The organism is Lysinibacillus sp. TE18511 (genome assembly GCF_054062295.1).
The window spans coordinates 51,256-66,360 of record NZ_JBSSFD010000022.1 but is presented as its reverse complement, the minus strand read 5'-3'; the positions used below and the strand labels follow the sequence as shown (position 1 = coordinate 66,360).

Genomic DNA, 15,105 nt, shown 5'->3' with positions numbered 1-15,105 from the left:
AAAGCTTAAACGGCTTGAGCCCCTTAGAATACAGGGCTCAAGCCGCATAGAGTATTTTTATTATTTCCGCTGTCTACTTGACAGGGAGCAGTTCACCATCAACGTTTCGTGGCTTTTTTTGTGAACATTATTTATACATGTTTTTATGCACTTTCTTAAAAGTAAGTCATTTCAATGCTTTAGTGGTATTTGGAACACTGCTACACTATCTACTTTAATGAATAAAATTATACATATTTCTTAACGTTGTAAATCCGCTTTTTTCTGACGCTAACCCTTGCAAAAGTTTTAGTATATATATTACCTATAATAACAATGATTACAAAGAGATTTTTCAAAAGATTGAAACGTTATAAAGGTAGATTTTTATGAATTTGCCACTCAAAAATCAGCGTATTCGAAAATTCTCGAATACGCTTTTAATTTGATAAAAACAACAATCAAGTTAAACAGAGCCTTATATTAACGAGTAATTTCAAAAAAATGTATTCAACCACTGTGTAGTAATTTTCTTATTATTACCGTATAAATTGTATCCTTAATGTTATTTTGTTGACATATAACTGTAATATTACAATGTTAATATCATTTATATACTAAGTGATAATCTTTAAAGCTTCTAGGAGGATACATATAATGAAAAAAAATAAAAAGTACCGATGGGGATTGAAATTAGCTACATTGGCATTAAGTACATCTGTACTTTTTTCAACGGTTGAAACAGCATCAGCGGCAACTTACACAGTAAAATCTGGTGATTCTTTATGGAAGATTGCCAATCAACAGGGTGTTTCTTATCAAACATTGATGAAATGGAATAACTTATCTTCTCCAACAATTCACGTTGGACAGAAGTTAAACCTCAATACCTCAACCGTGTCTACACCTAAACCAACAACAAATCTAGTACAAATCGCTAAACAATACGTAGGTGTTAAATACACATTCGGTGGAAATACACCAGGCACAGGTTTTGATTGTTCAGGCTATGTCACTTACGTTTTTAATAAAGCCGGTATTCCGACAGCTCGTAAAACAGCAGCAGGTTTTTACAATACATCTAAAAAAGTTAGCACACCTAAAGTGGGTGATTTAGTGTTTTTTGCCAATACATATAAAGCAGGTATCTCACATGTAGGCATTTATATTGGAAATAATCAAATGATTAATGCGAGTAATAGTGGTGTTAATATCGCTAGCATTAGTAGCTCTTATTGGAAGAAGCACTTTGTTGGCTATGGTCGTATATAGTGAAAGAAAAAACAGTTGGCGATTTTGACCAACTGTTTTTTTATGCTTAAACGTGTACTACTTTTTTTGTTTTTATTTTGGCTAATCGTGCTAAATAAATGAAAAAAACAACGATCAGTAAACCTGCACCCGTTAGATAAACAGCAGCATAGCCCGCTTTCACCGCCACTATCCCTAAAATATAAGAACCGAGAGCAATCCCGAGATCAAACATCGTAAAATACGTTGCAGTTGCATAACCACTGCGCGTGTGTGCCGTAGATTGTACAGCTAATGCTTGTAAGCTTGTCGTCACTGCTCCATAGCCAAATCCAACAAAAATGGCGGCAAATAAAAATAATGCAGGTCCTGAGACAAATGCGAGCATAACAAGCCCGATTGCAAAGGAAATAATACCAGGAATAATAACAAATTGCGGTCCTCTTGTATCATAAAGCTTACCTGTATATGGACGTGTAATAAGCATAGCTGCTGCAAAAACTGCATAAAATAGACTCGCTACAGCCATTAGATCTTTTTGCTGTGCGTACACTGATAAAAACGATAATACACTCGCATATGAAAAAGCTACTAAACTAGCGATAGCAGCTACTGGAAGTGCTTTACGTTCCAATAAATCATCAAATTTAAAGGTCAATTTCCCTTGATATGCAGGTTTGGGTAAATCATCGGTATTCACCGTTACAGCTAGGATCCCCCCTGCTAATATACAAATACTCATCACAATAAAAAGTACATTGAAGCTACTATATTGAATAAGCAGTAAGCCGATAAATGGCCCAATGACTACCGCTAAGTTAGTAGACATTGTAAAATAGCCAAGGCCGGCACCTTTACGGTTTGCTGGCACAATATCTGCAGCTAAAGAGCCAGCTGCTGTTGTAATAATACTAAAGAAGATCCCTTGAATAAAACGTAAGCCTAGTAAAAGTCCAAAAGGATGAATGAATAAATATAATACCGTACATAAAAAATAGCCGGCAATCGAAATAACTAGAAGTTTTTTCTTCCCAAAGACATCTAATAGTTTACCTGAAAACGGACGAACGATAATGGCTGATAATAAAAATACCGACAGTAACAATCCAGCTTCCTTATCTGTTTGATGCAGCTCACCTATCGCATATAGTGGTAAAGTCGTTACCAACCCATAGAAAACAAAGAATACCGAGATATTTGTTAAAAAGAGACTCATAAACCGTTTCGTCCAAATTTTTGTATTCTCTTCTTGTTGCATGTAATCAACCTTTCATTTTTTCCAATAAAATTATTAATTGCTGCTGTTCCTCAACAGTCAATGCCCCTACCATTTCTTCTTCAAAAGCTAAAATGGTTTCAGTAATAGTTGGCAACTGTTCCTCTGCATATAAAGATAAGGTAACAATTTTTTCTCTCTTATCTTCACCATCCATTCTTAGTACCCACCCTAAAGACTCGAGTCGAGTAATTGCTCTTGTTATACTTGGTGCCTCCACATTTAAATACTTCCAGATTTGCGTTAACGTCATTGGACCGTGCTTATGTAAGCAGTATAAAATAGCCCATTGTGAGCTATACAAATTATGCTGTTTCAGTACTTCATTTAAAGAATTCGTTAAATAACGACTTTTTTGGAATAAAGCATGAAATATAGGATTCATTTTATCTCTCCTTGAAATTTACTTACCTAGTTAAATAATTACTATACGCTTCATTTTTTTCGATGTAAAGTACGGTGTTTGAAGTTTTGATGAAGCATTTAGTGGCGATTATTCAAAGTCGTCAGGCTATCAGCAATCTTCATGCGGTTATCAGCGATTCTCTTGGCGTTATCAGCGATTTCTTCACTTTTATCAGCGATTCTCCTGACATTATCAGCGATTTTTCACTTCTATCATCTTTTCAAAAATATCAGAAGGAAATTTTTTGAAAGTGTCGAATTAAGCTACTAGATTACAATAAAAAGGAGATGGAATCATGGGGAAAAAGGTTTTAATACTTGCAGGAGATGCTGTTGAAGCTTTAGAAATTTTTTATCCTTATTACCGTTGTCTAGAGGCTGGCTATGATGTGACGATTGCAGCACCATCAGCAAAGAAATTACAAACTGTACTACACGATTTTGTTGATGGAGTCGATACATACATCGAACGTACAGCATATGGCTTAGAAGCACACTCTTCATTTGCAGATGTAGATCCAGCACAATTTGACGGACTCATCATTCCTGGTGGGCGAGCGCCAGAATACATTCGTTTAAATGAGCATGTTCCAACACTAGTGAGCCATTTCTTTGAAACAAATAAACCAATTGCTGCTGTATGTCACGCAGCTCAAATTTTCGCGACCATTCCTGAGGTACTTAATGGACGTGAGCTAACAGCCTATATTGCCTGCAAGCCAGAAGTTCAAGTAGCAGGAGCAACGTATATTGATGCTAATCTTCATACAGATGGCAATTTAATTAGTGGTCATGCATGGCCAGACTTACCTGGATTAATGCGCGAGTTTATCCAGAAGTTAGAAAGCTAAAAGAAAGAGGATGCCTTAGATTAGGGCATCCTCTTCTTTTATGAAGTGGTTTCTTGAAATTCAATATTTACCACTTTGTTTGTATTTGTTATATATTTGATTCTTACATGTAGACCGAATTCCTTATCACTTTGTTTTAGCCAAAGCTTAAATTTTTCAATAGTTGAATCTTCATGAACCTCGCTTCCCTCATGCAAATAATCTAGAATTTTAGCTTCAGGATATTTGGCCTGTGCCTCTTTTACCGCTAACTTTCCCCATTTAGCATAGGCAGGCACTTCTTGTTGAGCATAAGCAATTGTTGGTACATGTAATTGCACAGTAAGAAATACGAGAAAAGTTCCTAGTATTACAAAAAATTTTTGCAAATGTATCCACCTCTCGTACTCTTTTTGCATAAAGTCGTTAAAACAACAAATAATAAGTGCTCCCGAAGTATTCTCAACCTACTTCAGGAGCTGTTTTCGTTATTATTTTTTTGGTTGTTGAGGATTATTATGAATCACTTGATTAAATTCTGCTGAGTATTCTTCACGATCATTTCTTTTATGTGTATCTTCTTTCTTTTTCTTTTTGAAGCTTGTTTTACCTTTCTTAGCCATTATTGACACCTCCAAAATTTAGATTATTACTTTTTATTGGACTGCTGATTTTTCGCATGGTTCGTTTTATTATCTTTATTTTTCGCTTTCGCATCAAATTCTGCAGCGAATTCTTCATTTAGATTGTCATTCGGGTTATTGTTATTGCTATTTGATTGATCGAGGTCTATTTTTTTGTAGGTATCAAAAGGATTATGCGTTCTCATATTCATTGTTTTATTGTTATTTTTGTTGTTTTTATTGGTGTTTCTATTGCCCACGGATATTCACCTCCTAATTGTAATGTGCTCAGGATAGAACGATTTATGCTTTGGGGATTAGGGCAGACATTACCAAAAAAATGTACATCACCAATAAAATTAGTAATGTACATTTTTATTTGTCCTTTAGACAATTGTATATTCAGTTATATTAAGTAATGCACCAACTGCACCTGAAAAACCGTGGTCATTAATAAAGATCGGTGTATGTTTTTTTGTGCGTGTGTAATTAGCAATCACCCGTGCAAGATGATCATTATTGCTTAAGGTTGAGCCGATATACACGATATGTTGGGCATTTTTTTCCTCAGCATATTGAATACTAAGTGTAGTAATAACCTCACCGACAAGCCCTTGTACAGTGGCAATAATATCTTCATCTGGGTGTTTGACAAACTCCGTAATACCGACTTTCCCAAAATTACTAGCAGTCAAATGTCCATCAATAGGTGTATCCATTCCTTGGTAAATATCCCTAACCAGTAAATCAATATCCTCTCGATTGCCCTTAGAAGCCATTTCTCGTATTTCATTATAATCCGTAATTCCTGTTGTAAGCGCTGACAATCCAATCAATGTTCCACCACCAACGCCTGTCCCACCAACACGAATATTCGTATTACCTTCCATATAATGAATCGAAGTACCAGTACCAATGTTCGTAATCATACTACGCTCGAAGAAGTATCCTTCTTTATGCAACAAAAATCGAACGCCCTTCAATGTAGCTTCAAATTCTACTATATAATGAATCGATTTCATTGTTTTAATGACATCCAGTAATTGTTCTGTACGCCCCCCTGTAACACCAATGTCCTCAATATCTGGATGATTAATAATCCAATTCTTTACAGCCAGCAAATCATTTGACGGAAAAGTTGTTAAAATAAGCTCATTATGCTCATCTAAATAAGCAATTTTTGTCAATGTGCCGCCTGCATCAATACCTATAGCCTTTGGCATACCATTCTCCTTTGAAATAACGTACAATCTCTATTTTCTGATGATGAGATATATACTAGATTTTGCTTTTATTCAAGAGGCGTTTAGATGCCAGTTGAATAACGTTCATGTCTCCACAGATGTCACGGATTTTGCAAGGAGTTATTGTGCCAAATCCGACATATTGTATTTAGTACTAAAGCTAATCAACAGCTACAAATGTCTTCTGCGCGAAAGCGAAGCGTCAGCAGCAAATGTCTTCTGCGCGAAAGCGAAGCGTCAGCAGCAAATGTCTTCTGCGCGAAAGCAAAGCGTCAGCTACAATTGTCTTCTGTAGCGAAAGCAAAGCGTCAGCTACAATTGTCTTCTGTAGCGAAAGCAAAGCGTCAGCTACAATTACTCGAAAAATGTAGTTGCATATTTGCTCTTCCTAAACTTTACCGCTGTTGAAATGATTGTGCAATAACTTAGCAAACTTTCATGAAAAAAACGCAAAAAATATCAAATTTTTTCTATTATTCACACGATTATCAACGCATTTTTATAACTTTAACATTATTCTACTAAAAAAACAAAAGAAGTGAAAATGCACTGACATTCAATGCATTTTCACTTCTTTATCAATTAACGAGCTGAATAACCACCATCGATCACGAGTTCAGCACCCGTAATATAAGAAGCTTCATCTGATGCTAAGAATAATATAGCATTTGCAACTTCTTCCGGTTGCCCAAGTCTCCCCATTGGTGTAGCTCGTACTAGCATATTCATTGTTTCTTTTGCTTCGGACAATTTTGCTGTCATTGGCGTTTCAATAACACCAGGGAAGACGGTATTTACACGGATATTGTAAGCGCCTAATTCTGTAGCGGCTGCTCGAGCAATTGCGCGTAATGACCCTTTAGAAGCTGTATAAGCATTTAAGCCCGCACCAATGATTGCTGTATATGAAGACGTATTAACAATTGAGCCTTTTCCAGCTTCTTTCATATGTTTTGAAGTATGTTTAATGCCTAAGAATGGACCAAAAGCATTGATATTATGCATAATCGTCCAATCCGCAAGAGAAATTTGGTCTGGATCTTTTTCAGATGAAATACCTGCATTATTAATTAATATATCAATCCGCCCATACTTATCAGCCACTGCTTTCGTTACTTCTGCCCAGTTGTCATCCGATGAAACATCTAATTTCATTCCCTCAACATTTTCTAGCTCAGAAATTTTTGCTAGGTTTTCTTCGTTGATGTCAGCAGCAATTACCGTAGCCCCTTCTTTCGCAAACAATTTCGCCATAGCTGCGCCCATCCCTGATGCACCACCTGTAATAATTGCAATCTTGTTACTTAAACGTCCCATCAAAAAAACTCCCTCTCTTTACAAATACTATGCCTTAAATAGTATAGCATTAAATAGTTTACCATTAAACTATAGTGTTTTATTTACGCACTTTCCAATAATATGATTTTAAATTGAACAATCTGTTTTATCTTTCGGCACTTTTACGATACGATATACTATAGATGCGTCACCATTTGAACGGAGGAATACAAGTGAAAGATCAAAAAAAACTTTATAAAGAAGCGATGCAAGTTTTAAAGGAAACAAGCCGCACTTTTTATATACCGATTACTTTTTTAAAAAATGATTTAAAATTGTCAGTGGCAGCCGCATATTTAGCAATGCGTGCTATAGATGAAATTGAAGATCATGAAGAGCTTTCAAACGATGTAAAATATGATTTACTAAATGCAACAAGCGAATTATTAAAAGATACATTTAATGCCGAGGCTTATGAAGCATTATTAGCGCCTTATGCAGATCAGCTTCCTGAAGTAGCTCTTCGCTTAGCGGATTGGTTAACATTTTGCCCTGAAGGTTCGCGTAAAATTGTCCAATCTTCAACGAGTGAAATGGCTTATGGAATGGGCAAGTGGGCAAAGGCAAATTGGCAAGTGCATACACGTGAGGATTTAGATGATTATACATACTATGTGGCAGGGCTTGTTGGGACAATGCTGTCCGAGCTTTGGGCGTGGGGTGCAGATATTCAAACTGATCGTGATTTAGCTATTGGCTATGGTCGAGGTCTCCAAGCAGTTAATATTTTACGTAATCAACATGAGGATATGGATGAACGTGGTGTGAGTTTTGTACCAGACGGCTGGACACGTGAGGATTTATTTGCTTACGCGGAGGAAAACCTTGCGAAAGCTGATCTTTATATGAAAGATATTAATAAGCGTACTGTACTATTATTTTGCAGACTTCCACTTGCACTTGCCCATAAAACATTAAAAGCAATGCAAGATGGTCGTGAAAAAATGTCACGTGCAGAGGTTGAGCAAACGGTCGAAGAGGTGCAGGCTGACTAAAACTGTACTTAAACGCAGCCCCCAGTATTGAGGTAATTCTCGTACTGGGGTTCATTGCTTTTATGGTAACAATAGAAAAACAGTTTAACTACCGTCTTCTTTCTCATATCTTTTTGAAATAAAGGAAATGGTCCATCCGATTTTACTGTCACCGTGGCAAATATCTGACAGCAATCCCCTCGACAACCCTGCCCCTATTATAACAATTGGAAATTTGCGCTATGGTAAGACTTGCTGTTTGGCCACTTACGATCGTTTACGTGTTAATACATTTTACTCCCCTTGAATTAACATACTCTTAACGGACCGAACGACACTCCTTCCATCAAAAAAATCCATTTTGTTAACAAAAATGGAATTAATCACAGCTTTCGAACGGGAACTTGAATTTCAAAGGTGATCTCATTTGGTTTATCCGAAATCGTGATATCTAGATGCATGATTTGCAATGCATCACCAGTAATTTCATAGTTGTTTGTTTTAAGATGATGAAGTATTTTTTTTAAACTTTCGCTGCGACTCGACAACAATTCTCCATTGTATCTGATACAGGCAAATAATCCCCCTGGAATCGTCAATTGATATGTATTTGGAATAACTTCCTTATTCTTTGCGACAATAAAAATTGTAGAAGGTTCTTCAAAACGTTCCAATTTAAGATTCGTCTCTTCGATCATAATGCCCAGTCTATTGGTAGCTAGAATAGGTGTCTTATCTGTAAGCATATTCTCTAAATTCAACACACCATAACAGAGTTCAAAGTTATCATTAATTTTCTCATGCAGGGTAAGTAATCGCCTACTTTTCATTTCACGGAATATGACTTTCTGAAGTTCATTTTCTTTTTCCACCTGTTCCAAGTAGGCGATCTTTTCCCTGATATTTTCTTCCATCTCGTTCAATTCTTTCAGATTTGAAACGAGTTCTTCGTGTTTGGTTCTCATAATATCCAATGATTTACTAAAATTACGTTCATTAAGATATTCCTTTATTTCATCTGTAGTCATCCTAAGTTGCCTTAGTTCTTTTATGGTACCTAGAATTTCATATTGGAAAATAGAATAGTATCGATACCCTGAATGAGGATCGATAAATTGTGGCTTGAACAAGTCGATCCGGTCATAGTGGCGTAATGTCTCCGAAGTCACTCCTCGCAGTTTTGCCATTTCACCGATTGTCAGTTTTTCTTTCAATCAGCATACCTCCTACAAAATTTAAGGACTGCTAAAATTTTTATAGTAGGAATTTAAAAACTCACCAAATCTAAAGTTGGCATACATACAACAAACTTCAAAAAACAAGTGATACGTTGTATCCTCAATTATTTTCCTGTCTAATTCAATTCCTGCAAAACCTCTTAGAACCCTTTCACAGGTGGATTCAATTTTCAGCGAGTCCCTAATTCAAAATATGCAGTCTTTTTCGACTATTTGTCAAGTACAATTCCGATCCCCATCTCCGCTAGTAGATAAAAGCCCAAGTAAAGCTTTCAAGTTTTCATGGAAGTTCTTTCAATACTCAGAAGCGCTTCCAAACGGTTAAACAGGTATACTTTACTTCAGTTCAGCAACCATCGTGTTTTGCGTACTATTTTCCTTTTTTGCTAGTCCTCTAGTCTCTTTCTCCTTTAAAACATAGCTGAGCAAATCTAGCATGATGCGAGCCGCTACTTGCTGCGTTATACCGGTAGGATCATAAGGAGGCGCCACTTCGACTAAGTCGAATCCAATCACATCTCCCCGTTTTGCGATACCTTCCAATAATTCGTTTACTTCATCGTAAAGAAGGCCACCTGGGGAAGGAGTACCAGTCCCCGGTGCGATTGATGGATCCAACCCATCAATATCAATCGTCACATAATATCTTTCTCCTGCTGGGATTTGTTCCAGCACTTCTTCAATTCCCATTTTTCTCATTTGGCGTGGAGATAGAATGACGCTACCATAATCTCTTGCAGCATCAACATCCTCTTTTTTACTACTGCTAATACCACGAATACCTAATTGGAATATTTGCTGTACATGATCTAGCTCCGATAAACGGCGGATACAGTTCCCATGGCCATACCGCATTCCTGAGCGGTGATCCGCCCAATCTAGATGCGCATCAATCTGAATAACATGAAATGGACCCAATTCTTCCAGTCCTTTTCCTACTGCAGCCGTGATAGAATGATCTCCACCTAGTACTACTGGCATAGCTCCTTTAGAAACAATTTTGCGGATTGCCTCTTCTGTATTTTCATGACATTGCATTAGGTCTCCATGTACCATATCGACATCGCCGCAATCCACTACTTTCCAATCTGGCCCGAGATACGTAATATCATTTTCGATGTCATACGCACCATCTAATCCAAAACTGTAAAGTGTTGAACCTTCCCTGATTCCCCGTGGTCCCATTCTGGCACCTGATTTCCATTGGGTACCCATGTCATTCGGAACCCCAATAACCGCTACATCGGCATCCAGCTGGTCCAAATCTGAGCAAATCGGATATTTCCCAAACGTACATATCCCTGTAAATGGTAAATTCAAAAATTGTTTCTCATCGCGACTAACCATATTATTTCCCCCTACTATTCTTGATTCTCACGTTATGTACACGGGAGCCCTCCAGTGTATCGTGAGGTGATTAAGATGAATGTTGCATTTTCATCCCATAAGTAATTTGAAACAATTTCAAGTAGTCATCTTTTGATAATTTACGAGAATTTGTAATTGTACATAAATGTTTGAATGCGCCTTCAGCAAGGAATTCGAAATCTTCAGGGTCAACATTATCTAAATCTCGGAATTTCGGAATGCCAATTTTGCTTGCGAGTTCATGTAGCAATACAACACCTTCTTGAGCAATTTCCTCTACTGTCTTCCCTTCCGCTTTCGCGCCAAGCTTCACAGCAACCGTCGCATGTTTTTCCGGATTGGAAGGAATATTATATTCAAATACATGAGAAAGGAAGATGGAATTTGCCACTCCATGTGGTGTGTCATATAGCCCTCCAAGCGGTTCAGCCATTGCATGCACCGCACCCAGGTCGGCGTGCGTAAATGCCATACCTGCAATCAAACTTCCTACAAGCATATTTTGTCTTGCTTCTAAATCGTTGCCGTTTTCTACAGCGAGTGGAAGATACTTAGCAATAATTTCAATAGCATAAAGACTGAGTGCATCAGAAATCGGTTCAGCAATATTGCTCGTATACGCTTCGATTGCATGTGTCAATGCATCCATTCCAGTAGCAGCCGTAATCGATTTAGGCAAAGTTAGGGTCAATTCAGGATCTACTATTGCCAGTTTCGGCGCTAACTTTATATCAAGGATTGCTTCTTTCTGTTTCGTGATTGTATCTGTGATGACAGATCCCGTCGTCACCTCACTACCTGTACCCGATGTGGTAGGGATACAAATAAGAGGTGTAATATCGCGCTCCAGCAGATTGAAACCATAGCGATCTTTAAGCTCCCCTTCATGTGTGAAAAGTACCCCAATTGCTTTAGCAGTGTCCATTGAACTTCCACCACCAAGGCCCAATAACAAGTCGATATTTTCGTCTTTGAATTTTTCGTAGGCTTTTACGCAGTCTACATCTTTCGGATTCGGAGTAATTTCATCATAAACAAGGAAAGAAACCCCTTCTTGTTCCAATGAATCTGTTACCCTTTTTAAAATCCCCGTTTGTGCCAGCCCTTTATCCGTAATGATTAGTACTTTATTGCCGCCCAACTCTTTCGCTCTTTTCCCTACATTGTTTACTGTCCCGTTACCAAACTCAATAGAAGTCGGTAAATTGAAATTGAAATCCCAAATCATTCATCATTTCCCCTTTCCTTTTTTCATGACCTTACGTCAGCGAACTTCTTTCACGAGATGTTAATTTTCAAACCAATTCGTCGGACTAACTTCTAAATTGATATTTATTTGCTTCACTTCCGAAAATTCATCCAAACCGAACGTGCCTAACCCACGACCGAGTCCACTTTGCTTATATCCTCCCCATGGAGCTTCGTTGTAAGCAAGATTGTATGCATTAATTGAAGTAATACCTGCTCTAATTTTTTTAATAACGCGTAAAGCTTTAGCCCCATCTTGAGAGAACACGCCAGCTGCAAGACCGTACGGCGTATCATTTGCGAGCTCGATCGCCTCCGCTTCATCTTTGAACTTTTGGACAACTAGCACAGGGCCGAATATTTCTTCTTGAACAATTCTCATGTCAGGCGTTGTATCTACAAAGATTGTCGGCTCAACAAAACAGCCATGCTCAAGCCCACCACTTGTAATCCGTTTACCGCCACAAACTAATTTTGCTCCTTCATCGATGCCGATTTGAATATAATCTAGCACTGAGTTCATATGATCTTCCCCGACAAGGGCACCCATTTGAGTCGACGGATCATCACCACGACCTACACGAATTTTTTTCGCTTTACTAATCAGGCTTTCAACGAACTTGTCATGAATGCTTTCTTCAAGAAGTAAACGTGAACCTGAATTACATACTTGGCCCGCATTCACAAATATTCCATAAAGCGCATAATCGACTGCTGTTTCGAAATCTGCGTCAGCGAAGACGATATTCGGCGATTTACCACCTAATTCGAGTGCAACTTTTTTAATATTTCCTGATGCTGCTTTCATGATTGATCTGCCTACCGTTGTACTGCCAGTAAAGGAAACCATATCGACTTTTTCACTTTCAGCCAATTCATTTCCGACAGTTGAACCTCCTCCAGTCACCAAATTCGCAACGCCCGCTGGAATCCCTACTTCTTCAAGAATTTCGAAGAGCTTGAAAGTGGTAATTGGCGTCAACTCCGCTGGCTTGAACACAATCGTATTTCCTGCTGCAAGAGCAGGCGCAATTTTCCAAGCTCCTGTCAATAATGGGAAATTCCAAGGCGCAATCAAACCACATACGCCTACAGGCTCACGGACAACAAGCGCCTGTACTGGATCGGCAACTGGATATGTTTGACCGCTTGGTTTTGTGACAAGGCCACCATAATAACGGAAGCAATTCACAGCATCCCCAATATCGAACTCTGCTTCTTTAAGGGGCTTTCCTGTATTCAACATTTCAAGTTCACTCAGCTCTGATGCTTTTTCCTCAAGTTTATCTGCAATTTTGAATAAATAGGAGGCTCTTTCGGAAGCAGGCAAGTTTGACCAAATTCCTGAATCAAATGCATTTCGCGCTGCTTCAATGGCATTTCGCGTTTCTTCTACACTTGCTCTCGGAGCCTCTGCAATCACTTCGTTATTCGCTGGATTGATAATATTACGTTTTTCCATGTTCACAGAATCCGACCATTTACCATTAATAAACATTTTCAAATCTAACATTTTCAAGTTTAGCATTCTAAAAACCCCCTAATTTATTATCCATATTTTATTAAATTCATATTTAGCCTCACCTATAAGTGGGAGGAATTACATGACGTCTCTGTTCCGATTAACTGTCAAAGAACTACATTCCCCAAAATAATCGTTTCGTCATATCATTTTCAAAGTTTACGATCTTTCTTTTTTCCAAAAAAGCTGTACCCATTTTCCAAATTCAGCCTTTTCGAATCGCCTCACCCCTTTCAATTGCCTATCCTACCTGCAAAATAACACGAGAATCATTCCATGTAAGCCTTTACATTTTTATGTCTTCTATAAGAACATTTTCAGGAATAATCTCCTTATCGAAACTGAATTCAGGCAATCCCTGTCTGAAAAACTTTGTCATATAAATTAGATACCCCATGCCAATTGCCATCCAGATGCCTCCAAGAATCATTGCATCCAACTCTAAGTGAGACCATAGCCAAAGCGTAAATCCTGCTCCAATTAGTGGCATAACCAGATAACGCATGTATTCGGTGATAGTAGAGCGCTTACGATTCCGAATAAAATAATGTGCGATAACAGACAAATTAACTGAAGCAAACGCAATTAGCGCCCCAAAATTAATAAACTTAATGACTTGGTCGAGTGTCAGCACAATACCGAGCAATGAAATGAAACCGATTACAATAATTCCTGTTGACGGTGTTTTATAACGTGAATGGATATGCCCAAACACTTTTTTAGGCAGTACAGAATCTCGCCCCATTGCATACAGTACACGGGATGCGCTTGTAGTCGCAGCAACACCGGAAGAGAAATTCCCTAAAATTACTGCTGTCACAAATAAAGATTGGAACAAATTCCCTCCGACCATATAGACAACTTCCATAGCTGCAGAATCAATGCTTTCAAAAGAAAAGCCCGGGTGAACCAATTGTGCCAAATAGGCTGATCCGATATAGAGGACACCCATGATCAGCAACATGACGATAATCGCTCTTGGTATTGTTTTTTCAGGATTAATTGTTTCTTCAGACAACGTAGTAAGGGAGTCGAAGCCAAGAAAACTGAAACAAAGAATGGACGCTCCTGCTAAAATTACAGGCAAATCGACGTCTGCATTGAACAAAGGTTGCATTGAGAAAAGTGTACCTGCCCCTTCACCTGCCAATAAACTTTTGATGGTCAAAATCCAGAAAATGCAAACAAAAACGACTTGAGCAATAACAAAAATCTTACCCGTAGATGCGGTGAACTTAACACCCAAGATGCTAGGTATTACAATAGTTGCAGTTAAGAGGATAATCCACAGGGCGTGAGGGACTCCTGGAAAAACTGCATGTAAAAAAACAGTAGACATTAAACAAGTGACCATTGGCGTCAACATATAATCCAACATGATTGTCCAACCAATCAGAAATCCAAGTTGTGGATTAATTGATTTTTGTGTAAATGTATAAGCCGAGCCGGCGATTGGAAATGCTTTTGCCATCTTTCCATAACTAAATGCGGTAAACATGATTGCGAGAAATGCAATGATATACGCCCCCATGATGACACCTTGGGAAGTGACGGTTGCGATTCCATAAGTATTGAAGAATACCATTGGGTTATTCCATGCAATCCCTAAAAATACAACTTGAGACAAAGTCAGTGTTCGCATTAATGTTTGTCGTTCTATAATAACTCCCCCATCCGTTGGCATAATTCGAATCTTCTGAAGATTCTTTTTATTAATAATGAATATAAAGGTTTTTGTTACACAAAGGTCAATAGCTAGATTAAGATTATCTTAAATGTAAATATCAGACATATTAATACTACAAAATG

Annotated in this window: 17 protein-coding genes; 5 read left to right on the top strand and 12 right to left on the bottom strand. The window is 38.0% G+C overall.

Annotated features, from left to right (window positions below):
- Window positions 1-636 precede the first annotated feature (636 nt).
- The gene (locus tag ACVWXS_RS16035) at window positions 637-1,251 is read left to right on the top strand and encodes a C40 family peptidase (RefSeq protein WP_456959020.1); all 615 of its coding nucleotides are present in this window, start codon (window positions 637-639) and stop codon (window positions 1,249-1,251) included.
- 46 nt (window positions 1,252-1,297) lie between these two features.
- Here the strand turns inward: ACVWXS_RS16035 and ACVWXS_RS16030 are convergent, their stop codons facing one another.
- Both ACVWXS_RS16030 and ACVWXS_RS16025 read right to left on the bottom strand, forming a co-directional pair.
- Window positions 1,298-2,488: an MFS transporter gene (locus ACVWXS_RS16030; protein ID WP_368637412.1), complete on the bottom strand. Its 1,191-nt coding sequence runs from the start codon at window positions 2,486-2,488 to the stop codon at window positions 1,298-1,300.
- A 4-nt stretch (window positions 2,489-2,492) separates the two neighbouring features.
- Window positions 2,493-2,891: a MarR family winged helix-turn-helix transcriptional regulator gene (locus ACVWXS_RS16025; RefSeq protein WP_456959019.1), complete on the bottom strand. Its 399-nt coding sequence runs from the start codon at window positions 2,889-2,891 to the stop codon at window positions 2,493-2,495.
- An 86-nt stretch (window positions 2,892-2,977) separates the two neighbouring features.
- On the opposite strand from ACVWXS_RS16025, the gene ACVWXS_RS16020 reads away from it, so the two are divergent.
- Window positions 2,978-3,160: a hypothetical protein gene (locus ACVWXS_RS16020; RefSeq protein ID WP_456959017.1), complete on the top strand. Its 183-nt coding sequence runs from the start codon at window positions 2,978-2,980 to the stop codon at window positions 3,158-3,160.
- Window positions 3,161-3,207: 47 nt separating this feature from the next.
- Window positions 3,208-3,762, top strand: a complete 555-nt coding sequence (locus tag ACVWXS_RS16015) for a DJ-1/PfpI family protein (RefSeq protein WP_068982689.1) — start codon at window positions 3,208-3,210, stop codon at window positions 3,760-3,762.
- Window positions 3,763-3,800: 38 nt separating this feature from the next.
- Here ACVWXS_RS16015 and ACVWXS_RS16010 read toward each other — a convergent pair whose 3' ends face one another.
- From ACVWXS_RS16010 to coaW, 4 genes are all read right to left on the bottom strand, one after another.
- Window positions 3,801-4,130, bottom strand: coding sequence for a DUF3889 domain-containing protein (locus ACVWXS_RS16010; RefSeq protein WP_456959015.1), 330 nt, complete (start codon window positions 4,128-4,130; stop codon window positions 3,801-3,803).
- A gap of 102 nt (window positions 4,131-4,232) precedes the next feature.
- Window positions 4,233-4,364: a hypothetical protein gene (locus ACVWXS_RS16005; RefSeq protein ID WP_368637407.1), complete on the bottom strand. Its 132-nt coding sequence runs from the start codon at window positions 4,362-4,364 to the stop codon at window positions 4,233-4,235.
- A 26-nt stretch (window positions 4,365-4,390) separates the two neighbouring features.
- A complete protein-coding gene (locus ACVWXS_RS16000) occupies window positions 4,391-4,624 on the bottom strand; it encodes a hypothetical protein (protein ID WP_456959013.1) in 234 nt (77 codons plus the stop codon).
- A gap of 126 nt (window positions 4,625-4,750) precedes the next feature.
- Window positions 4,751-5,587: a type II pantothenate kinase gene (gene coaW / locus ACVWXS_RS15995; RefSeq protein ID WP_456959011.1), complete on the bottom strand. Its 837-nt coding sequence runs from the start codon at window positions 5,585-5,587 to the stop codon at window positions 4,751-4,753.
- Between the two features lie 144 nt (window positions 5,588-5,731).
- Between coaW and ACVWXS_RS15990 the strand changes: the two genes are divergently transcribed.
- Window positions 5,732-6,016 carry a hypothetical protein gene (locus ACVWXS_RS15990; RefSeq protein ID WP_456959009.1) on the top strand — a complete coding sequence of 95 codons (285 nt, stop codon included), beginning with the start codon at window positions 5,732-5,734 and terminating at the stop codon, window positions 6,014-6,016.
- A 174-nt stretch (window positions 6,017-6,190) separates the two neighbouring features.
- Here the strand turns inward: ACVWXS_RS15990 and ACVWXS_RS15985 are convergent, their stop codons facing one another.
- Window positions 6,191-6,925, bottom strand: coding sequence for an SDR family NAD(P)-dependent oxidoreductase (locus tag ACVWXS_RS15985; protein WP_456959007.1), 735 nt, complete (start codon window positions 6,923-6,925; stop codon window positions 6,191-6,193).
- A 194-nt stretch (window positions 6,926-7,119) separates the two neighbouring features.
- On the opposite strand from ACVWXS_RS15985, the gene ACVWXS_RS15980 reads away from it, so the two are divergent.
- Window positions 7,120-7,941, top strand: coding sequence for a squalene/phytoene synthase family protein (locus ACVWXS_RS15980; RefSeq protein ID WP_368637403.1), 822 nt, complete (start codon window positions 7,120-7,122; stop codon window positions 7,939-7,941).
- Between the two features lie 362 nt (window positions 7,942-8,303).
- On the opposite strand, the gene ACVWXS_RS15975 is transcribed toward ACVWXS_RS15980, so the two are convergent.
- The 5 genes from ACVWXS_RS15975 to ACVWXS_RS15955 form a co-directional block, all read right to left on the bottom strand.
- Complete coding sequence (locus ACVWXS_RS15975; RefSeq protein ID WP_374967362.1) at window positions 8,304-9,134, bottom strand: MerR family transcriptional regulator; 831 nt, start codon at window positions 9,132-9,134, stop codon at window positions 8,304-8,306.
- Between the two features lie 360 nt (window positions 9,135-9,494).
- The gene (speB, locus tag ACVWXS_RS15970) at window positions 9,495-10,505 is read right to left on the bottom strand and encodes an agmatinase (protein ID WP_223555019.1); all 1,011 of its coding nucleotides are present in this window, start codon (window positions 10,503-10,505) and stop codon (window positions 9,495-9,497) included.
- Between the two features lie 70 nt (window positions 10,506-10,575).
- Window positions 10,576-11,754: an iron-containing alcohol dehydrogenase gene (locus ACVWXS_RS15965; RefSeq protein ID WP_456959005.1), complete on the bottom strand. Its 1,179-nt coding sequence runs from the start codon at window positions 11,752-11,754 to the stop codon at window positions 10,576-10,578.
- Between the two features lie 60 nt (window positions 11,755-11,814).
- Entirely contained in the window at window positions 11,815-13,287 is a 1,473-nt protein-coding gene (locus ACVWXS_RS15960) for an aldehyde dehydrogenase family protein (protein ID WP_456959026.1), read from the bottom strand.
- 295 nt (window positions 13,288-13,582) lie between these two features.
- A complete protein-coding gene (locus ACVWXS_RS15955; RefSeq protein WP_456959003.1) occupies window positions 13,583-14,980 on the bottom strand; it encodes an APC family permease in 1,398 nt (465 codons plus the stop codon).
- Window positions 14,981-15,105 lie beyond the last annotated feature (125 nt).

Excerpts from the sequence above, each read along its gene's own strand:
- ACVWXS_RS16035 (WP_456959020.1), top strand. The coding sequence starts at position 637 with ATGAAAAAAAATAAAAAGTACCGATGGGGATTGAAATTAGCTACATTG.
- ACVWXS_RS16030 (WP_368637412.1), bottom strand. The coding sequence starts at position 2,488 with ATGCAACAAGAAGAGAATACAAAAATTTGGACGAAACGGTTTATGAGT.
- ACVWXS_RS16025 (WP_456959019.1), bottom strand. The coding sequence starts at position 2,891 with ATGAATCCTATATTTCATGCTTTATTCCAAAAAAGTCGTTATTTAACG.
- ACVWXS_RS16015 (WP_068982689.1), top strand. The coding sequence starts at position 3,208 with ATGGGGAAAAAGGTTTTAATACTTGCAGGAGATGCTGTTGAAGCTTTA.
- ACVWXS_RS16005 (WP_368637407.1), bottom strand. The coding sequence starts at position 4,364 with ATGGCTAAGAAAGGTAAAACAAGCTTCAAAAAGAAAAAGAAAGAAGAT.
- coaW (WP_456959011.1), bottom strand. The coding sequence starts at position 5,587 with ATGCCAAAGGCTATAGGTATTGATGCAGGCGGCACATTGACAAAAATT.
- ACVWXS_RS15985 (WP_456959007.1), bottom strand. The coding sequence starts at position 6,925 with ATGGGACGTTTAAGTAACAAGATTGCAATTATTACAGGTGGTGCATCA.
- speB (WP_223555019.1), bottom strand. The coding sequence starts at position 10,505 with ATGGTTAGTCGCGATGAGAAACAATTTTTGAATTTACCATTTACAGGG.
- ACVWXS_RS15965 (WP_456959005.1), bottom strand. The coding sequence starts at position 11,754 with ATGATTTGGGATTTCAATTTCAATTTACCGACTTCTATTGAGTTTGGT.
- ACVWXS_RS15960 (WP_456959026.1), bottom strand. The coding sequence starts at position 13,287 with ATGTTAGATTTGAAAATGTTTATTAATGGTAAATGGTCGGATTCTGTG.
- ACVWXS_RS15955 (WP_456959003.1), bottom strand. The coding sequence starts at position 14,980 with ATGCCAACGGATGGGGGAGTTATTATAGAACGACAAACATTAATGCGA.